This is a genomic window from Streptomyces sp. NPDC050422 (assembly GCF_044458665.1).
Classification (GTDB): Bacteria; Actinomycetota; Actinomycetes; order Streptomycetales; family Streptomycetaceae; genus Streptomyces.
Genome location: NZ_JBITIE010000012.1, coordinates 58,169 through 78,052, shown reverse-complemented (window position 1 = coordinate 78,052; position 19,884 = coordinate 58,169). Strand labels below are relative to the sequence as shown.

The 19,884-nt window shown below is 70.9% G+C and carries 17 protein-coding genes and 1 other RNA gene; 2 read left to right on the top strand and 16 right to left on the bottom strand.

What is annotated here, in order from left to right; genetic code table 11:
• Positions 1–71: 71 nt before the first annotated feature.
• The 5 genes from ACIBJG_RS20185 to ACIBJG_RS20165 form a co-directional block, all read right to left on the bottom strand.
• A complete protein-coding gene (locus tag ACIBJG_RS20185) occupies positions 72–1,505 on the bottom strand; it encodes an NAD-dependent malic enzyme (protein ID WP_399308990.1) in 1,434 nt (477 codons plus the stop codon).
• A 470-nt stretch (positions 1,506–1,975) separates the two neighbouring features.
• Positions 1,976–4,354, bottom strand: coding sequence for a HelD family protein (locus ACIBJG_RS20180; RefSeq protein WP_399308988.1), 2,379 nt, complete (start codon positions 4,352–4,354; stop codon positions 1,976–1,978).
• Positions 4,355–4,494: 140 nt separating this feature from the next.
• Positions 4,495–5,343 carry an anti-sigma factor family protein gene (locus tag ACIBJG_RS20175; protein ID WP_399308986.1) on the bottom strand — a complete coding sequence of 283 codons (849 nt, stop codon included), beginning with the start codon at positions 5,341–5,343 and terminating at the stop codon, positions 4,495–4,497.
• Positions 5,340–5,927: a sigma-70 family RNA polymerase sigma factor gene (locus tag ACIBJG_RS20170; RefSeq protein WP_399308984.1), complete on the bottom strand. Its 588-nt coding sequence runs from the start codon at positions 5,925–5,927 to the stop codon at positions 5,340–5,342. The genes ACIBJG_RS20175 and ACIBJG_RS20170 overlap by 4 nt, the downstream gene beginning before the upstream one ends.
• A gap of 88 nt (positions 5,928–6,015) precedes the next feature.
• Complete coding sequence (locus ACIBJG_RS20165) at positions 6,016–6,639, bottom strand: CGNR zinc finger domain-containing protein (protein WP_399308982.1); 624 nt, start codon at positions 6,637–6,639, stop codon at positions 6,016–6,018.
• A 113-nt stretch (positions 6,640–6,752) separates the two neighbouring features.
• Between ACIBJG_RS20165 and ACIBJG_RS20160 the strand changes: the two genes are divergently transcribed.
• A complete protein-coding gene (locus tag ACIBJG_RS20160; RefSeq protein ID WP_399308980.1) occupies positions 6,753–7,307 on the top strand; it encodes a GNAT family N-acetyltransferase in 555 nt (184 codons plus the stop codon).
• Positions 7,308–7,321: 14 nt separating this feature from the next.
• On the opposite strand, the gene ACIBJG_RS20155 is transcribed toward ACIBJG_RS20160, so the two are convergent.
• From ACIBJG_RS20155 to ftsE, 11 genes are all read right to left on the bottom strand, one after another.
• Positions 7,322–7,888: a GNAT family N-acetyltransferase gene (locus ACIBJG_RS20155; RefSeq protein ID WP_399308978.1), complete on the bottom strand. Its 567-nt coding sequence runs from the start codon at positions 7,886–7,888 to the stop codon at positions 7,322–7,324.
• A 33-nt stretch (positions 7,889–7,921) separates the two neighbouring features.
• Positions 7,922–9,064, bottom strand: coding sequence for a uroporphyrinogen-III synthase (locus tag ACIBJG_RS20150; protein WP_399308976.1), 1,143 nt, complete (start codon positions 9,062–9,064; stop codon positions 7,922–7,924).
• Positions 9,065–9,256: 192 nt separating this feature from the next.
• A complete protein-coding gene (locus tag ACIBJG_RS20145) occupies positions 9,257–10,588 on the bottom strand; it encodes a nitrate/nitrite transporter (RefSeq protein ID WP_399308974.1) in 1,332 nt (443 codons plus the stop codon).
• A 296-nt stretch (positions 10,589–10,884) separates the two neighbouring features.
• Positions 10,885–12,216, bottom strand: coding sequence for an acyltransferase (locus ACIBJG_RS20140; RefSeq protein WP_399308972.1), 1,332 nt, complete (start codon positions 12,214–12,216; stop codon positions 10,885–10,887).
• Positions 12,213–14,405: a glycosyltransferase gene (locus ACIBJG_RS20135; RefSeq protein WP_399308971.1), complete on the bottom strand. Its 2,193-nt coding sequence runs from the start codon at positions 14,403–14,405 to the stop codon at positions 12,213–12,215. Before ACIBJG_RS20135 ends, ACIBJG_RS20140 begins: the two co-directional genes overlap by 4 nt.
• On the bottom strand, positions 14,406–15,098 hold the full coding sequence (locus ACIBJG_RS20130) for a hypothetical protein (protein ID WP_399308969.1): 693 nt from the start codon (positions 15,096–15,098) through the stop codon (positions 14,406–14,408).
• A 371-nt stretch (positions 15,099–15,469) separates the two neighbouring features.
• Positions 15,470–15,857, bottom strand: a transfer-messenger RNA (tmRNA) gene (gene ssrA / locus ACIBJG_RS20125).
• Positions 15,858–15,977: 120 nt separating this feature from the next.
• Positions 15,978–16,466, bottom strand: a complete 489-nt coding sequence (gene smpB / locus ACIBJG_RS20120; RefSeq protein WP_326736469.1) for an SsrA-binding protein SmpB — start codon at positions 16,464–16,466, stop codon at positions 15,978–15,980.
• A gap of 18 nt (positions 16,467–16,484) precedes the next feature.
• A complete protein-coding gene (locus tag ACIBJG_RS20115) occupies positions 16,485–17,672 on the bottom strand; it encodes a S41 family peptidase (RefSeq protein WP_399308967.1) in 1,188 nt (395 codons plus the stop codon).
• 68 nt (positions 17,673–17,740) lie between these two features.
• On the bottom strand, positions 17,741–18,658 hold the full coding sequence (gene ftsX / locus ACIBJG_RS20110; RefSeq protein ID WP_399308965.1) for a permease-like cell division protein FtsX: 918 nt from the start codon (positions 18,656–18,658) through the stop codon (positions 17,741–17,743).
• Between the two features lie 23 nt (positions 18,659–18,681).
• A complete protein-coding gene (ftsE, locus tag ACIBJG_RS20105) occupies positions 18,682–19,371 on the bottom strand; it encodes a cell division ATP-binding protein FtsE (RefSeq protein ID WP_024489199.1) in 690 nt (229 codons plus the stop codon).
• Positions 19,372–19,640: 269 nt separating this feature from the next.
• Between ftsE and ACIBJG_RS20100 the strand changes: the two genes are divergently transcribed.
• Positions 19,641–19,844 carry a hypothetical protein gene (locus tag ACIBJG_RS20100; protein ID WP_399308963.1) on the top strand — a complete coding sequence of 68 codons (204 nt, stop codon included), beginning with the start codon at positions 19,641–19,643 and terminating at the stop codon, positions 19,842–19,844.
• The last annotated feature ends 40 nt before the right edge of the window (positions 19,845–19,884 follow it).

Below are 19,884 nucleotides of genomic sequence, written 5' to 3'. Positions count from 1 at the left end.
CTCTGCGGGACGCGTCGCCCGCCCACCCTAAAGGGGCGTTTGGGGCGCCGCGACCCGCGACGCGCCGGACATCAGACCGACGTGGGGCCCGTCACAGCGTCGCCGGCCGCCTTCGCGGCGTCCCGGACCGCTCCCGCGACCGCTCCGGCGACCCTGTCGTTGAAGACCGACGGGATGATGTAGTTCGCGTTCAGCTCGTCCTCGGCGACGACGTCCGCGAGGGCGCGCGCGGCGGCGAGCATCATCTCCGTGTTGACGGCGCGGGACTGAGCGTCCAGCAGGCCGCGGAAGACGCCGGGGAAGACCAGGACGTTGTTGATCTGGTTGGGGAAGTCCGAACGGCCGGTGGCCACAACTGCCGCCGTCAGGCGTGCGATCGCCGGGTCGACCTCGGGGTCCGGGTTCGCAAGCGCGAACACGATCGCGTCCTCGGCCATGGCGGCGACGTCGTCGCCGTCCAGGACGTTCGGGGCCGAGACGCCGATGAAGACGTCGGCGCCCACGACGGCCTGCTTGAGGGTGCCCGTGACGGACTCCGGGTTGGTGTTGTCGGCGATCCAGCGCAGCGGCGAGTCGGCGTGGGCGGAGACCAGGTCCTCGCGGCCGGCGTGCACCACTCCGTGGATGTCGGCGACGACCGCGTGCTTGACGCCCGCGGCGATGAGCAGCTTCAGAATGGCCGTGCCGGCCGCTCCGGCGCCGGACATGACGACCCGTACGTCACCGATGCCCTTGCCCACCACGCGCAGCGCGTTGGTCAGGGAGGCCAGGACGACGATGGCGGTGCCGTGCTGGTCGTCGTGGAAGACGGGGATGTCGAGGGCCTCGCGCAGCCGTGCCTCGATCTCGAAGCAGCGCGGCGCGGAGATGTCCTCCAGGTTGATGCCCGCGAAGCCGGGGGCGATCGCCTTGACGATCGCGACGATCTCGTCGGCATCCTGGGTGTCCAGGCAGATCGGCCAGGCGTCGATGCCGGCGAAGCGCTTGAAGAGCGCCGCCTTGCCCTCCATCACGGGGAGGGCGGCCATCGGGCCGATGTTGCCGAGGCCGAGCACCGCGGAGCCGTCCGTCACGACTGCGACGGAGTTGCGCTTGATGGTGAGGCGCCGGGCGTCCTCGGGGTTCTCGGCGATCGCCATGCAGACCCGGGCCACGCCCGGGGTGTAGATCATCGAGAGGTCGTCACGGTTGCGGATGGGATGCTTCGACGCCATCTCGATCTTGCCGCCGAGGTGCATCAGGAACGTACGGTCGGAGACCTTGCCGAGGACGACGCCCTCGATGTCCCGCAGACCTTCGACGATCTCGTCCGCGTGCGAGGTGGAGGAAGCGGCGATCGTGACGTCGATCCGCAGCTTCTCGTGGCCGGAAGCGGTCACGTCGAGGCCGGTGACCGAGCCACCGGAGGACTCCACGGCCGTGGTCAGCTGGGAGACCGCTGTGCCGCTCGCGGGCACCTCCAGCCTGACCGTCATCGAGTACGAGACGCTGGGCGCCGTTGCCATGGCCGAGTCCTTCGCTTTCCTCAGAGCGGCCGTCCGTCGGGGCGGCTTCGCGGGGCTGGGCACGCACTCCGGGGCCGGACGCTCTTAGCTTCATTGCTACGCATGGCCGGAACTGTTGCTCCGGACACGCCTGACCGATATTCGCACCTACCGACGAGTAGCCGGTAATGACTGCCACGCTTCGGAAAGTATTTTCCACCATACGAGATATGAAGGCTCCAGCGGAACCCTGCCAGGGGCCGGAAACAGAAACAGGCCCGCGCCACCGGAGGGTGACGCGGGCCTGTCTTCTTCAGTTGAGCGGCACCGACCCGCCATGCTCGCCTCGCGGCAAGTGGTCGCTCGAAGCGACGAAGGTTGGGCCCGGGGGCTTGGATCGAGCCGGTGCCGACTCCAGGCTAACAAAGACCCCGGAGAAGTGATTCCCCCAGCGCGGGTTGACCGAAAAAAGGCTCCCGCGCCGGGCCCCGTCAGTCCCTGAGCAGGTCCGGCACCCCGTCCTCGTCGGGCAGGTCCCGCTCCCCCGCGACGACCGTGAGCTGCTGGGTCGCCCGGGTCAGCGCCACGTACAGCACCCGCAGCCCCGCCGGGGACTCGTCCGCGATCTCCGCGGGCGAGACGACCACCGTGGCGTCGTACTCCAGGCCCTTCGCCTCCAGGCTGCCCAGCGCCACCACGCGCTCGCCGAGCTCCGCGAGCCAGCCACGGGCCTGCGCCCGCCGGTTCATCGCGACGACGACGCCGACCGTGCCGTCCACCTCGCCGAGCAGCCGCCGGGCCTCCTCGCGCACGGTGCCGGCCAGATCGCCGTCCCGCACGGTCTCGAAGCGCGGCCGCACGCCCGTGGAGCGGACCGCGGCCGGGGACTCCATGCCCGGCATCGCGAGCGCCAGGACCTTGGCGGCGAGCTCGGCGATCTCCGCCGGGTTGCGGTAGTTGACGGTCAGCGTGAAGTTGCGGCGCGGACGGCTGCCCAGCGCCTCGTCACGGGCCGCCGACGCCTCGTCCGGATCGGACCAGGAGGACTGCGCCGGGTCGCCGACGATCGTCCACGTGGCGTGCCGGCCGCGGCGGCCGACCATGCGCCACTGCATGGGCGTGAGGTCCTGCGCCTCGTCGACGATGACGTGCGCGTACTCCGTGCGCTCCGCCGCGAGCCGCTCGGCCCGCTCCCACTGGGTCTCCTCGCGCTGCGGCATCAGCTCCTCCAGACCGGTGAGCTGGTCCAGCGGATCGAACTCCCGCTTGCGCTTGGGCCGGTTCGGGGCGCCGAGCAGCGTCTGCAGCTCGTCGAGGATCGCCACGTCGTGGACGGAGAGCGGCCCCCGGCCCTCGGCGTCCAGGCGCTTCAGGGAGCGGGCGAACCGGCGCACCTCGCCCTGGTTGAGGGTGCGGCGCGCCCAGCGGGCCAGGCGCTTCTCGTCGGCCATGGCCGCGAGCACCCCGCGCGGGGTGAGCTCGGGCCACCACGCGTTCAGGAACTCGATGAACGGCGTCTCGGTGGAGACGTCCTCGTCGAACGACGAGCGCAGCTCCGCCGCGAGCTCCTGGTCGGTGTAGCGCCCCCGGCCCGACGACCTGTTCCACAGCGCGTCGAGCAGCAGCTTGCGGGCGCGCGGGCGCAGCAGGTTGACGGGTGCGGTGCCGCTGAGCACGTTGTTGCGGATGCGCCGCAGCTCGTCCTCGTACAGCTCGACCCGGGCGCCGAAGGCCACCACCCTGAGCCGGGTGGGGGTGCCGGGGTCCTGAGAGGCCTCGTCGGCCTCCCCGAACGCCAGCTGGCCCTCCTGGCCCGCCGGGCGGGGCACAGGCTGTTCCAGGGCCCCGCGAGCTGCCTTGCGCAGCACGTGGAGCATCCGCGAGGAGCCCTTGATCCGCGCGACGGCCGGTTCGTCGTACGTGGTGGCACCCTCGGTGCCGGCCGCCTCGTCGGACAGCGAGCCGACCGCACGGATCGCGACCTGGCCCTCCTCGCCGAGCGAGGGCAGCACGCCTTCGGTGTACGCGACCAGCAGCGGCGTCGGCGAGACGACGAGGATGCCGCCCGCGTACCGCCGCCGGTCCTGGTAGAGCAGGTACGCGGCACGGTGCAGGGCGACCGCGGTCTTGCCGGTGCCGGGACCGCCGGAGACCTCGGTGACCGAGGCGGCGGGCGCCCGGATCACCAGGTCCTGCTCGGCCTGGATCGAGGAGACGATGTCCCGCATGGTGTGGCTGCGGGCCTGCCCGAGCGCCGCCATCAGCGCGCCGTCCCCGATGACGGGGAGCGTGGCGCCGCCCAGGTACGCGGTCAGCTCCGGACGCATCAGGTCGTCCTCGACCCCGAGGACCCGGCGGCCCTTGGAGCGGATGACCCGGCGGCGTACGACCCGGCCCGGTTCCTTCGGCGTCGAGCGGTAGAACGGTGCGGCCGCCGGGGCGCGCCAGTCGATGACCAGCGGCGCGTAGTCGGAGTCGAGGACCCCGATCCGGCCGATGTGCAGCGTCTCGGCGATATCCGCGGTGCCGTCCTCCCGTACGACGTCGTCGGCGGGTTCGACGGAGGTGAACGCCCCGTCCGGGCCGCGCTCACCGTCCTTGCCGAGCAGCAGGTCGATCCTTCCGAAGAGGAAGTCCTCGAACTCGCTGTTCAGCCGGTTGAGGTGGATTCCGGCGCGGAACACCTGGGCGTCACGTTCGGCGAGCGCTCCCGGTGTACCCACCTGGCCGCGCTTGACGGCGTCCTTCATGAGAAATTCCGCCTCGTGGATCTTCTCCTCGAGGCGGTGGTAAACACGGTCGAGATGTTCCTGCTCGACACCGATTTCCCGGTCCCGCATCGAATCGACAGCGGCATCCTGCGCGGCCACCGAGGCCCCCTTCTGACGTGCATTGGGCAGCCGTCAACCCTATGCGAAGGGGGGCCTTCGCGCACCTGCCGCAAGCATCGGTCTTGCGCGCCGGGATATCGATTGCGTGTCGGAGGCCCGGTGGGCGCCCCGCACGGTCCTCAGACGCCGACGCTCACCAGCCGTTCGCCGTCGAACGTACGTACCTCGAAGTGGTCGATGTCGGCCCGGTCCATAGCCGCCCCGCCGTGGACGTAGAGCGGGTACCGGGCGGTGGGGTGGGTGGAGTCCGCGATGCCGTATCCCCACTTCGGTACGGACCAGGAGGTGACGACCTCTTCCTCGCCGGTCTTCGAGACGGCGACCAGCCGGCACTTCTGCGGGCCCTTCACGTTCTTCAGTTCGAGGACGGTGTGCGTGCCCCATGCCTTCGGCTCCATGCCGACCGTGGCGTCGACCGCGGTGACCGGATCGGTGGCCTGCGCCTTCTCCTTCATGTGGTGGAAGAAGGCGTCCTCGGCGGGGCTGGTGGGGTGAGGGTCGGCCGCCTCCACACTGCTCGTGCCGCCGCCGGTGGCCACGACCGCGACCACCGGGCCTCCGATGATCAGCGCCGCTGCCGCCGCCACCAGATACCTGCCTCGCCGGGTGCGCCGGGCGCGTTTGGCCGCCACCTCGTCGACCAGCGCGCCGAGCACCCGGGGCGCGGGCGGCGCCGGCACGTGCGGGGCCGGGCGGGCGCCCGGCACGGCGGCCGGGGACTCTGCGAGCATCGCGAGCATCGGCTCCAGGCCGGCGAACTCGTCCAGGTGGGCGGCGCAGCGGGCGCAGCCGGCCAGATGCGCCTCGAAGGCGGCGGCCTCGGCGCCGTCCAGGATGCCGAGGACGTAGGCCCCCGCCGCGTCGTGCCCTGCCTCGTCCCCGGGGCTGCCGGGGACGGCGAAGGGGCCGATGGGGCCGGAGGGGCCGGCCGGCCGGGGCTCGAAGGGCTCCCACTCGTGGTCGCTCATGCCGTGATCCCCCTCTCCTCGAGTGCGAGCTTCATCGAACGCAGTGCGTAGAAGACCCGGGACCGCACCGTGCCACTGGGTATCCCGAGCACCTCGGCCGCCTCGTTGACCGTGCGGCCCTTGAAGTAGGTCTCGATCAATGCTTCCCGGTGGGCCGGGGTCAAATCGTCGAGCGCGTCGGAGAGCGTCATCAGCCACAGCGCCTTGTCGATCTCGTCCTCCGCGGGAATGACCTCCAGTGGCGACGGGTCGACCTCGTGCGGCCGGGCCTGCCGGCTGCGGTGGCCATCGATGACGATGCGCCGGGCGACCGTCACCAGCCAGGGCCGGACGGAACCGGTGGCCCTGTTGAGCGAACCGGCGTTCTTCCAGGCACGGATGAGCGTCTCCTGCACCACGTCCTCGGCGCGCTGTCGGTCGCCGGCGACGAGGCGGAGTACGTACGCGAGCAGAGGTCCGGCGTGTTCGCGGTAGAGCGCCCGCATCAGCTCCTCGTCGGGGACGGCGGAGGGGGACGGGGACGGCCCACTGCGATGCCGGGCCCTGTGCGGACGGTCATCGGCCACGGCCGCATCCTTGCGCACCCGAACCTCCCGGTCGAGACCCTGTTGAGCTCCTTGGCCATCGATACGGGGATGCCGGGCGATCCATTCAACGCGCGTCCAAGATTCTTTACGGATCCGGGGCGCCGCGGTCCGCTGCGGCGCCGGCCGGGTCCGTGTGGCGCCGCCGGTGCCGGGCGACCCGTTCACGGTTGCCGCAGACCTCGCTGGAGCACCAGCGCCGGCGCCGGCCGCGGGAGGTGTCCAGGTAGACGCGGCGGCAGTGGTCGCCCTCGCAGCGGCGCAGCCCGGCCAGGGCGACCGGATCGGTGAGGAGTTCCACGGCGTCCCGCGCCACGGCGGCCAGCAGCGCCCCGCAGCCGGGCTCGGCGCTCAGGCCGCGCACCAGGGCTCCGTTCCCGGCGCGCACGGCGCACAGACCGGGCGGAGAGCCGGCCGCGAGCGCGTTGACGCGCTCCAGGGCGCCGGCCGCGTCCCGCCCGCCGAGCTGTGCGGTCAGCAGCCCGTCCACGGCGCTCCTGAGCTGCCGGAACCGCACGAGCCAGTGGTCGTCCACGACGTCGAGCCGGGTGCCCCGGGGCACGGCCCCGGCGGCCACCAGCCAGTCGGCGAGCCCCTCGGGCCGGTCCAGCGGGTCGGCGGTGCCCGGGTTCCCGGCCCCTGTCGCGACGAGGTCCAGGCAGAGCCGCCCGGAGTCGAACCGCCAGTCGTACGAGCCCTTGCGAGTCGCCATGCGCATGCCACCGCCTCGGGTCCGGTCGACGTCCCCACCAGAGTGCCCCGCGCGCCCCCCGGCCGTAACCCCTGCCGCGTGGGCGGCGGCAACTCCCCTCATACGATGGGCCGATGAACGACCACGCGCGGGGTACCCGCCTCCGAACCGGCTCCCTGGTGCTCCGCCCCTGGCTGCCGGGCGACATCACGTTCCTTCTGGACGCGTACCGCGACCCGGCGATCCAGGCCGGGTCGCGCGCCCCGGTGGCGGACGGGGCGGCGGCGGAGCGCTGGCTGCGGGACCAGGAGGAGGGCCGGGCGTCCGGGCTGCGCCACAGCTTCGCCGTGGTGGACACGGCGCTCGGGGACGGGCCGGCCGGAAACGTCGTCCTGGTGCGCCCCGCACCGGGTTCGGCCGCGGCCGAGGTCGGTTACTGGACGGCGGCGCCCGCCCGCGGCCGCGGCATCGCCCCGCAGGCCCTCGCAGCGCTCACCGACTGGGCGTTCACGGTGTTCGCCGCGGACGGACTCGTCACGCTGGACCTGCTGCACCAGGTGGACAACGAGGCGTCGTGCCGGGTGGCGGAGAAGGCCGGGTACGGCTTCGCGGAGGTGCTGCCCGCGCACCCGCCGTGGCCGCTCGAAGGCCACCGCCACGAGCGCCGGGCGGCCGGCCCCGGGCGCTGACGGCGCGGAGTCCCTCAGGCTCCGTTCACCGGGCCGTCGTGCAGGATGCGCTGGAAGAGCCGGTGGTCGCGCCATGCGCCGTCGATGTGGAGGTAGCGCGGGGCCACACCGAACTCCTCGAAGCCGCACTTGGTGAGCACCCGCTGCGACGCCGCGTTGTCCAGCACCGTCCCGGCCTCGACCCGGTGCAACCGGAGCTCGTCCCGGGCCAGTTCGCAGATCAGCCGCACCGCGGCGGTGGCCAGCCCGCGCCCCGCGAAGTCCACGTCCACCCAGTAGCCGAGGGTGGCGCTGCGAAACGGCCCGAGCACCATGCCGTTGAGGGTGAACGCGCCGATCGCCCGGTCCTGCCCGTCGCAGAGCGCCCAGGGCATCGCGCGCCCCCCGGCACGGTCCGCCAGCGCACCGGCCAGCCGCTCGCGCTGCCCCTCCTCGGTGTAGAAGGCGTCGGGCCGCACGGGCTCCCAGGGCTGCATGTACGTACGGCTGCGGGTCAGGGATTCCGCGAGGGGACCGGCGTCGGCCATGGCGACGGGCCGGAGCCGTATCTCCGCGTCGATCCGGTGGATGTCATCGATCATCCCCGCACGCTATCCCGGCGCGCGGGACGCTCCTCAGGAGTCGGCGTACTTGGCGTCGGACGCCGGGTCCAGGGCCAGCCGGTAACCGCGTTTGACGACCGTCTGGATCAGCCGGGGCTCCCCGAGCGCGGTGCGCAGCCGGGCCATCGCCGTCTCCACCGCGTGCTCGTCCGTACCGCTGCCGGGCAGGGCGCGCAGCAGATCGGCGCGGGCCACCACCCAGCCCGGCCTGCGGGCCAGGGTGTGCAGCAGGGCCATGCCGGCGGGCGGCACCGCGCGCAGTTCGTCGTCGACCAGGACGGCGTGGCCGCGGATCTCGACCCGGTGCCCGGCGACCGGCAGGGTCCGTGCGCGGGCGGGCAGTTCGCGGCAGATCAGCTGGACGAGCGGGCCGAGCCGGAAGCGCTCCGGCTGGACGGTGTCGATGCCGCGGTCCTGCAACGGGAGTGCGGTGACCGGTCCGACGCAGGCCGAGAGCACGTCCCCCTGGAGGGCGACCGTCAGCTCGGTCAGCAGCCCGCGTTCCCCGGCCCGGCGCAGCAGGGAGACCGCGGCCGGGGCGCTGGTGAAGGTGAGCGCGTCGAGGCCGCCCGCGACGGTGATGTCGATGAGCCGGTCGAGGGGGGCGATGTCCTCGGGCGGCATCCAGCGGTAGACGGGAACGCCGACGACCTCGCCGCCGGCCGCGCGCAGCGACTCCACGAAGCCCGGGAGGGGTTCGCCGTGCAGTTGGAGGGCGATGCGGCGGCCCTCGACGCCCTCCTCCAGGAGCCGCTCCAGCACCTCCGCCATGGATTCGGACGCCGGTGACCACGTCTCGGTCAGCCCGGCGGCACGGACCGCGCCCTTGACCTTGGGTCCGCGGGCCAGCAGTTCGACCCCGCGCAGGGTGTCCAGCAGCTGTTCCCCGATGCCCCAGCCGTCGGCGGCCTCGATCCAGCCGCGGAAGCCGATCGCCGTGGTCGCGAGGACCACGTCGGGGACGTCGTCGATGAGTTCCTTGGTGGCGGCGAGCAGTTCGCTGTCGTCGGCGAGCGGCACGATCCGCAGGGCGGCTGCGTGCACCACGGTGGCGCCCCGCCGCCGCAGCAGGGTGGAGAGCTCGTCCGCCCGGCGCGCGGCGGTGACACCGACCGTGAAGCCCGCGAGGGGCCCGTGCTGTTCGTCGTCGCGCATATGGTCTACCCGGCTCTCGTCCCGCTGCTGATCGATGGTGCGGAGGTCCGAGCCTGCCAACGAAGCGTGACAGGCTCGGTTCACCCGTATTTCCCGCCCGTTACGTCACCCGACATCGATAGGGCCTTTCGTTTGGATCATGCCGGACCCCGCGAGCCCGGCATGATCCAAACGGAAGGCCCTAGGTCATCATCACACTTCGGCGTAGCTGAGCTGGGGCTTCGCCGGGACGGCCGCGGTGCGGCGAAGGTATACCGCCCAGGTGAGCGCGAAGCACACCCCGTAGAAGACGAGGAAGGACCAGAAGGCCGCCGTTCCGGAGCCCGAGGTCTGGAAGGACTGCCGGAAGGCGAGGTTGATGGCGAGCCCCCCGAGCGCCCCGACCGCGCCGATGAGCCCCATCGCCGCCCCGGACAGCCGCCGCCCCCGGGCCGCCGCCTCCTCGCCGCGCAGCCCCTGGGCGATCGCCTTGGCGTGGAAGATGCCCGGGATCATCTTGTACGTCGATCCGTTGCCGAGCCCCGTGAGGACGAACAGGGCGGTGAAGCCGACGAGGAACACGGTGAGCGATTCGATGCCGGAGGCGTATACGACCACGCCGGTCGCGACGGCCATGGCGGCGAAGTTCGCCAAGGTGATCCGGGCGCCGCCGTACCGGTCGGCCAGCAGGCCGCCGGCCGGCCTGATGAGCGAGCCCAGCAGCGGACCGACGAAGGTGAGCGAGGCGGCCTGCAGCGGGGTCCGGCCGAACTGGGTCTGCAGGACGAGCCCGAAGGCGAAGCTGTAGCCGATGAACGAGCCGAAGGTGCCGATGTAGAGCACCGCCATGATCCAGGTGTGCGGGTCGCGCACGGCGTCCTTCGCGGCCCCGGTGTCGTTCTGCACGGGTGCCAGGTTGTCCATGAAGTACGCGGCGCACAGCCCGGCGACGACGATCAGCGGGATGTACGCGCCGAGCACGATCCGCGGGTGCATGGCGCCCGCGGTCCCGATCACGAGCAGCCCGGCGAGCTGCACCACGGGCACCCCGATGTTGCCGCCGCCCGCGTTCAGTCCGAGCGCCCAGCCCTTCTTGCGCAGCGGGAAGAAGGCGTTGATGTTCGTCATCGACGAGGCGAAGTTGCCGCCGCCGATGCCGGTCAGCGCGGCCACGGCCACGAAGGTCGTGTACGAGGTCCCCGGCTCCATCACCATGAAGGCGGCGACCGTCGGCACCAGCAGGGTGAACGCGCTGAACACGGTCCAGTTCCGGCCACCGAACCGGGCGACGGCGAAGGTGTACGGCACCCGCACGAGGGCCCCGACCAGCGTCGCGGTGGAGATCAGGAAGAACTTCCCGGCGGGGTCCACCCCGTACTCCGGCCCCATGAACAGGACCATCACCGACCACAGGGTCCAGATCGAGAACCCGATGTGCTCGGAGAGTACGGAGAACCAGAGGTTCCTGCGGGCGATGCGCTCGCCCTTCTCCCGCCAGAACGTCTCGTCCTCGGGTTCCCAGTGCTCGATCCAACGGCCGGCCATGACGCGCCTCCACGGGTGGTCGGGGTGTTGTCCCCGACGCTAGGGTCGGTTCGGAGGATCAGGGCCGGGGCGGCGGCGCCTGGTACGGCACCTCGCCGCGTTACCGAAACGCCCGGATAGCTCCGCTATCAGGACGCTCCGGCGCCTTGCGATGGGCCGCACCAGACGCCGCCGCCTATCCGACCCTGATCCTCCGAACCGACCCTAGAGAGCGCGCGTTTCGGTGTGGTGCCGTGAGGTGACCGGTGCGCAACCTTGCTCTCACCGGGCCCGGGCCGGCCCGGTGAGACGGTGGTTCAGCGCCGGCGCGAACCCTCCGGCACGACGGCCGCACGGCCTTCCGCGCCGCGCTTGCGCCCCTGCCCGTTGGGCCAGAGCCGCGGGGGGCGCTTGGCCGCGACGTCCTCGACCCACCCGACGGTGATGATCATCAGTCCTATCAGGGGCCAGATGAGAATCAGCACCAGAGTGTTGTACGAAGCGTCGATGTAGGTGCCGAGGTGGTCGCCGACCCACGGCACGTTCCACAGCTGGTCGATGAGCGGGAAGGCGGCCATCAGCAGCAGGTTGTGCCAGAGGTAGATGGTCACGGCCCGGTTGTTGGCCAGGGTGACCAGGCTGTCCCAGCCGGCCAGCCGGCCCGGCAGCTGCCGCCAGGAGGGCGCGTACTGGAGGAGGATGACGCAGAAGCCGAGCGACCAGGTGGCCTGGGCGAGCGGGATCTCGTCGAGGTTCCAGCCCTCCTCGGTGAGGTGCCCGGAGGCCCACCAGAGCGCGAAGGCCATGAGGAACGCCGCGAGGGAGACCGTGAGGTAGCGCGGAACGGTCCGCAGCAGCCCGTCGTTGTGCGCGAAGCCGAGAATCCAGCACGAGCCGAACACGGCGAAGTCGACCAGCCCCTCCCCCGCCGTGCCCGGCACGGTGACCAGCCCGGTGCCGATGACGGCGGTGAGACCGATCGGGGCGAGCAGGGTCACCCAGGGAAGCCTGCGGAAGGCTTTCAGCAGAAGCGGTGAGGCCAGGACGAACCACAGGTACGCGCGGATGTACCAGAGCGGCCCCATCGCCTGCTCGGCCCAGGAGGTCTCCAGGAAGCCGCCCTCGGAACCGTTCTCCCACGGGAAGGGGGGCGTACCGACCGGGAGCAGGTAGCAGCCCAGCTTGAGGAACCACCAGATGCCCTCGTCCCGGACCGGCTTCCAGCCGAGCAGGAAGACCACCGGTACGACGACGGCGAGGAACGCCCACATCGGCGGAAGCAGTCGCCGCAGCCGGCCGCGGACGACGCTCCACGCGGGCCGCGCCAGCGACCGGGCCATCAGCGAACCGGCCAGGGCGAACATGACGCCCATGGAGGGGAACAGGACGGTCAGCCAGGCCCAGCCGAAGAGGTGGAAGACGACGACGCGGACGAGCGCCACCGCACGCAGCAGGTCGAGATAGCGGTCCCGGCCCGGCTTCGTCGCGGCGGCCGGCGCGGCTTCCGGCTCCGGCGCGGGGGCGGGGGCGGGGACCTGTGTCCAGGGTGTGGGCCCGGACAGCGGTGCCCCGTGCTGCGGCTGCACCGGGAACGGCACCGTGTGCGGCTCCCGGGGCGGCTGCTGCGGGTACGCCGAGGGGTAGGTCATGCGACGGGCCTCCGGTCGTTGCTGCGCCGGCCCTGGCTCGGCATCGCACGGGGCGCCTCCACGGCCCCCGTGCGGCGCAGCTTCTGCCAGCGGAGCCGGCCGCCGGTGAGAGCGGTGATCCACGACTGGAGCAGCACCACGTACATGAGCTGCCGGTAGAGGACCTGCTGGAGGGGCAGCGAGAGCAGATGGGTCATGCGCTCCCGGTCGAGCCGGAAGGCGTACGCGGCGCAGACGGCCTGCACCGCGAGGACGCCGAGCCAGGCGACGACCGTCTGCTCGGTGGGGCCGAAGACGAGCCCGTACAGCAGGAAGACGTCGATGAGCGGGGCGAGCAGCGGGGCGACGACCATGAACAGGGCGACGAACGGCAGCCCGACGCGTCCGAAACGGCCGGACGGGCCGCGTTCGATCACCGAGCGGCGGTGCTTCCAGATGGCCTGCATCGTGCCGTACGACCACCGGTAGCGCTGCGACCAGAGCTGTTGCACGGACTCCGGCGCCTCGGTCCAGGCACGGGCGTTCTCCGCGTACACGACGCGCCAGCCGTCCCGGTGCAGGGCCATCGTGACGTCGGTGTCCTCGGCGAGGGTGTCCTCGCTCATGCCGCCGATCCGGTTCAGCGCGTCGCGGCGGAACGCCCCGACCGCGCCGGGGATGGTGGGCATGCAGCGCAGCATGTCGTACATGCGGCGGTCGAGGTTGAAGCCCATCACGTACTCGATGTGCTGCCAGGCGCCGATCAGCGAGTCACGGTTGCCGACCTTGGCGTTTCCGGCGACGGCCCCGACCCGGGGGTCGGCGAAGGGCTGCACCAGCTCGCGGACGGTGGACGGCTCGAAGACCGTGTCGCCGTCCATCATCACGATGATGTCGTGACGGGCGTGCGCGATGCCGTTGTTCAGGGCGGCGGGCTTCCCGGCGTTGCGCTGGCGCACCACCCGGACGCCCGGCAGTCGCATCCTGTCGACGAGGTCCGCGGTGCCGTCCGTGGAGCCGTCGTCGATGACGATGACCTCGAGCGGGTAGTCGCTCGCCACCAGCGAGCGGACCGTGTTGGCGATGCACTTGCTCTCGTTGTACGCGGGCACCAGGACGGACACCGGGCGGGTGAGCGGCTCGCCCCAGTTGAAGTCCCTCTTGCGGACCCGGCGGGCGTGCGCGAAGGACAGCAGCAGCATCAGGCCGAAACGGGCCAGGACCAGCACGCCGATGACGGCGAGACCGACCACCAGCACATCGGTGATGTGCTCGGAGACCTCCACGGCGGAGACGAACGCCTTGCCCTTCCAGAGCGCGTACCCGGTGACCGGGGTGTGTGCGCTGGGGGCGCCGAGCGCGTCGGTGAGGTTGGCGAACTCGTACCCCTTGTCCTGCATCTTGGGCAGGAAGTGGCCGAGCGCGGCCACGGTCTGGGACCGGTCGCCCCCCGAGTCGTGCATCAGGACGATGGCACCCTTGCCGCCCTTCGGGGTGGCGTTCTTGCTGATGACGCCGACGCCCGGCCGCTTCCAGTCCTCGCTGTCGGTGTTGTTGACGACGGTGAGGTAGCCGCGGCTGCCGACGTACTGGGTGACCGGCCAGGACTTGTCGTCCATGGCGTCGGCGAACGAGGAGTAGGGCGGCCGGAACAGCGAGGTGCGGATGCCGGCCGCGCCTGCCAGCACCAGCTGGTTCTGGGACAGCTCCCAGTCGATGCGGCTGGTGGACTGGTAGGAGAGGTCGGGGTGGTTGAAGGTGTGCAGCCCGACCTCGTGCCCCTCCTTGACCATGCGCTCCACCAGATCGGGGTAGCGCGAGGCCATGGTGCCGGTGACGAAGAAGACGGCGTGGGCGTTGTACTCCTTGAGCTTGTCGAGCACGCGCGGGGTCCACACCGGGTCGGGGCCGTCGTCGAAGGTCAGCACGATCCGGTGATCGGGGATCCGGAGCGTCTTCGCGGGCTCGGTGGCGCTGCGCGCGTCGATGACCGGACCGCCCTCCAGCACCTGCTCGGGCACCTGGTCGGTGGCCGCCGGTGGCTGGATCCGGTGGTCGGCGAGGATCTCGCTGTGCACGTAGCCGCGCAGCATCAACATGGCGAGCAGGGCAACGAGGAGCATGAACGGCAGCATGTAGCGCATGGGAAGTCTGCGCCGCCGTGTCTGCTTCTTACGGTTGTGCCTGACCCGCGGGGCGGGGGTGGTCATTCAGCTGGCGCCTTCTTGCTCTTGCACAGGAGGATCCGGTGTGCTGGCGGTCGAGCTCACGGGGTCCGGGGGTGTGGACACCGGATCGGCGCTCGGTGTCCAGGGTTCGGCGGCCGCTGCCGAGGCGGACGTCTCGCCGCCCGGCTCGTCGCCGGCGGTGCTCGATCCCGTTCCGGAATGCTGGGCGGACGGGAAGGCGGCGGGGGCCGAGGCGGACGATCCGGCACCGGGCGACGAGGAGCTTCCGGCACCGGCGGCGGCGCCTGCGGGGACGACCGTGCTCCCTCCGGACTGCGGGGTCGCGGACGGCGAGGTGCCGGGCGCCGTACCGGGTGACACCTGGGTTCCCGGGGTCTGACCCGGCGTGGCCGGCGTCTGTACCTCTTCCGTCGTGCGGTGCTCCTCCTGGCCGGAGAGCGGCAGGAAGGGTGCGCTGGAGTTGCCTCCGAGCAGGGCGACGACGAGCGTCACCGCGTACCCGAGACAGATCGCGGCCAGGACCCAGCCGAGCCGCCGGAGCGACTTGCTGCGCCGGCCGCTCTCGTCGACGAAGACAGGGCCTTCGGAGCCATCCGGAGCGGTGGGTTCCGGGAGCAGCTCGGAGAGCTGTCGTCCCAGTCCGTCGAGCTGGATGGTGACTTCGTTCGGCTCGTGGGTGTGACCCGCACGGGCACCTTCACGCCAAGTTTCCACTGCTGTACGCACTTCCCCCACTCAGGATCGGGTGCGCGCGACTGACCGTCTGTACGCCGCCGGACCGGGCCCCCACCCTGTCCACGCGCCCCTTACCACAGTGCACCCGGGCCATGAATGTAGCGCACGCCGACGACGGTCCGACCCCGCAGCCGGCTGTTGTTCATCATGAGAGATACATCTGTTTTCGAACCGTGGTGCGGGCACTGCCCCGTCCGGGCCGGGCCGCCCGACGCATGGGAGCGCGGCACATAATCGCGCGCCGGGGGCGCACGCCCTCAGACACCGGCCGCGGCCCCCGCGATGCGTCGGGCCACAAAAAAACGAGGACCCCGCTGCCGGTGGCAGCGGGGTCCTCGTTCACATGGGAATTGTGGAGATGGCGGGAATCGAACCCGCGTCCAACGGTGCGGAACCAGGGCTTCTCCGAGTGCAGTTCGCTGCGCTTTTCTCGGCCCCGGAGGTCACACGAACAAGCCTCCGACAGGCCCAGCCACTGTTTGATTTCCTTCCAGGCCCCGTGACCGGGCTTAGAAGTTTAGATCCCTTAGTGATGCCAGGATCCGGGTCGGGATCACCCCCGGGCTGACACTCCGCAGAGTCTTCGCTTAGCTGCTAATTAGGCAGCGAGGGCGAAGGCGGAGGAATCGCGCTTGGAATTGGCGATTATTGTTTGCGACATATGGTTTACGAGATCATTGCCGCTTCCTCGACTCGCTTCCCCTGCTTCGACATCCGCTGTCGAAACCGATCATCCCCATGTTGATTTTTCAAAGGTGGTGCACACCCCGTGGGGTGCAGTGCCATCGTACGTGACCAACGCACGACGATGCCAGCGTATTCCTGCCGCACCGGCCGGCAGCCACTGGCGCGGTGCGCTCAGGCGCTCCGCTGACGGCGGCGGACCGCCGAAATCGCACGGTTCGTCTCCCTCGTGTCCTGCTTCTCCCGCAGGGTCTGCCGCTTGTCGTACTCCTTCTTGCCCTTCGCCAGCGCGATCTCGACCTTGACCCGGCCGTTGGTGAAGTACAGGGCGAGCGGCACGATCGTGTGCCCGGTCTCCTGCGACTTCGACTCCAGCTTGTCGATCTCGGCCCGGTGCATCAGCAGCTTGCGCTTGCGCTTGGCCGAGTGGTTGGTCCAGGTCCCCTGGACGTACTCCGGGACGTGGATGTTGTGCAGCCACGCCTCGCCGCCGTCGATCTGCACGAAGCCGTCCACCAGGGAGGCCCGGCCCATGCGCAGCGATTTGACCTCGGTGCCCATCAGGACGAGGCCACACTCGTAGGTGTCGAGGATGGTGTAGTCGTGGCGCGCCTTCTTGTTCTGCGCGACCATCTTGCGCCCGGTGTCTTTTTCCTTAGCCATAGTGCGGCCATTTTCGCACTACGACCCACCCCCGAGGCCACTCAATACTGTCTCGGCCCGCTGCTGGGCCCGCGCGCTCACCGCGAGGTCCGGGGTGATCCCCCGGCCGTCGACGCCATGGCCCGCCGGAGTGCTGTAGTGCCCCACGGTCAGCTCGGCGACGGAACCGCCCGCGAGCCTGCTCGGCATCTGGACGGACCCCTTGCCGAAGGTGCGCGAACCGACCGTGACCGCCCGGCCCCGGTCCTGCAGGGCGCCGGTCAGGAGCTCGGCCGCGCTCATGGTCCCGCCGTCGATGAGGACGACGAGGGGGCGCTCGATGTCGCCGCCCGTCTCCGCGTACAGGGCCTGCTGCTCACCGTGCACGTCGTACGTGGCGACCAGGCCGCCGTCCAGGAAGGCGGAGGCGGCGGTGACGGCCTCGGTGACCAGACCGCCGGAGTTGCCGCGCAGATCCAGCAGCACACCGGCGCCCGCCGGCGCCTCGCGGACCGCGTCACGGACCGCGGCGCCGGATCCTTTGGTGAACGAGTCGACCTCGATCAGTACAGCTGCGGAGGAATCGGAACGGTCCGGTCCGAGCCGCCGCACGGAGACGGTCTCGGTGGCCAGACGGGCCCTCCGCAGCGTCTCGGTCCGGGTGACGGAGCCCCGCTGGACGCCCAGTACGACGGTGGTCCCGGCGGTCGCGCCGGTGCGGTCGCCCCGCAGCAGCGCCACGACGTCGGAGACCGGCCGCTTGTCGACCCGGTGGCCGTCGACCGTGCGCAGCAGATCACCGGCCCGGATGCCGGCCCGGTCGGCGGGGCCGCCCGGCTGGACCCGGGCGACCGCGACCAGCCCGTCGTCGGAACGCCTGGCCGCGATCCCGACGCCCGTGTACGAGCCGTCGAGGGCCTGCTCGAACTCCTGGTACTCCCGCTCGTCGTAGACCGCACCCCAGCGGTCCCCGCTGCGGCTGACGGCCTCCTCGGCCGCCTCCGTACCGGACTTGCCGTCGGCCACCGCCTCGGCGGCCGCGTCGGCCACCGCGTCGCGGTCGGCGGAGGCGACGACGGACCGGGTCTCTATGTCGGCGCTCCGCCCGCTCCCGCGCGGTAGCGAACCGGTGGCGGCGGCCGTGGCGAGCACACTCGCGAAGACCAATGTCAGGGCCGCCCCGCGGCAGAGGCCGCGGGGCCCGAAACGGTACTCAGGGCCCGACATGGCGCCGAGTCTAGGACAACGCCCCGACGGCGCACGGCCCGTTGGCCGCGCGCCCCAAGGGGCGCATGTCACACCTTGAGGTACTTGCGCAGCGCGAAGAGAGCGGCAACTGCGGGCATCAGCAAGCCGATCGCCAGGACCAGCGGGAGCTTGGTGAGGACGGCCTCCCAGCCGATGAAGTCGATCAGATTCAGCTTGTCCTGGAGGGCGAGGCCGCCGTCGATCAGGAAGTAGCGCCCGGCCAGCAGCATGACGCAGGCCAGCACGCCGCCGATCAGTCCGGCGAACGCGGCCTCCATGATGAACGGCATCTGGATGTAGAAGCCCGACGCGCCGACGAGCCGCATGATGCCCGTCTCCCGCCGTCGGCTGAACGCGGACACCCGGACGGTGTTCACGATCAGCATCAGCGCGATGACGAGCATCAGCGCCATCACGAAGAGCGCGGCGACGTTCATACCGTTCATCAGGCCGAAGAGGTTGTCCAGGATGCTTCTCTGGTCCTGGACCGACTGCACCCCGTCACGGCCGGCGAAGGCCGTGGCGACGACCTTGTACTTCGTCGGGTCGTGCAGCTTGACGCGGAAGGACTCCGGCATCTGGTCCGGCGTGATGTTGCCCGCCATCGGGGAGTCGCCGAACTCCTCCTGGTAGTGCTTGTACGCCTGGTCGGAGGACTCGTACGTCACCGTCTCGACGACGTCCATATCCCTGAGATCGCCCTCGATCTCCTTCTTCTGCGGCTCGGTGACCGCACCCTTGGCGCACTGGACCACCGTCTCCGCGTCCCCCTTGCCACAGAGGTAGATGGAGACGTTGACCTTGTCGTACCAGTAGTCCTTCATCGTGCTGACCTGCTCGCGCATGAGCAGCGCGCCACCGAACAGGGCGAGCGAGAGGGCGACGGAGACGACGACGGCGAAGGTCATCGTGAGGTTGCGACGGAGGCCGACGCCGATCTCCGACAGGACGAACTGGGCGCGCATGGCGTCCTTTCAGTGCTGGGTGCTCAGTGCTGGTAGCCGTAGACGCCGCGCGCCTGGTCGCGTACGAGACGGCCCTGCTCGAGCTCGATGACGCGTTTGCGCATCTGGTCGACGATGTTCTGGTCGTGGGTCGCCATGATCACGGTGGTCCCGGTCCGGTTGATCCGGTCCAGGAGCTTCATGATCCCGACCGAGGTCTGCGGGTCGAGGTTGCCGGTCGGCTCGTCCGCGATCAGCAGCATGGGCCGGTTGACGAAGGCCCGCGCGATCGCCACGCGCTGCTGCTCACCACCGGAGAGCTCGCCGGGCATCCGGTCCTCCTTGCCGCCGAGGCCGACGAGGTCGAGGACCTGCGGGACGGCCTTGCGGATCTCGCCGCGCGGCTTGCCGATCACTTCCTGGGCGAACGCCACGTTCTCCGCGACGGTCTTGTTGGGAAGGAGCCGGAAGTCCTGGAACACCGTGCCCAGCTGGCGCCGCATGTGCGGCACCTTCCAGTTGGACATGCGCGCGAGGTCCTTGCCGAGGACGTGGACCATGCCCTGGCTGGCGCGCTCCTCGCGGAGGATGAGACGCATGAAGGTGGACTTGCCGGAGCCGGAGGAGCCCACCAGGAAGACGAACTCGCCCTTCTCGATATCGAGAGACACATCCCGTAGAGCGGGACGGCTCTGCTTCGGGTAGGTCTTGGAGACGTTGTCGAATCGGATCACGGATGCACCACGGTCGGCCGGGAGTAGGTGTGCGTGACCATACGCGAACCCGGCTCACGCGTGCAGGCGCGCGTACCGGGATGGGTGATTTACGGTGAAACGGCAGCGGCCCGGGCTCCGCCGGAAGCGGAACGGACCGGGAGGTATCCGGCGTGCCGAGCCGAAAGCCGTGCGAGCTGGCACAGTGGTAGGGGGAACGGTTGCGTTTCCGTGAGCGTTGTGCGGAGAGAAGGCTTGTGCGGCTCCGCCGCGCGGGAGGAGGAAAGCGCATGACCTATGACCGATTGGTGTGCGCGAACTGTGCGGCGCCCGTGAACGAGGGGCGCTGCCCCGTATGCCGGGCCAGCCGCGCGCGACTGGAACAGCAGGAGCAGGAGCAGGGCCCGTTCGCGGGGATCAGCCCGGCGATGCTGGTGGCCCTGATGGTGGTGCTGCTGGCCGCGCTGGCGCTGCTGGCGCACCAGACCGTTTAGCCCACCCGCCCGGCCACCCGTCCTTTTTTGCCGGGTCGGC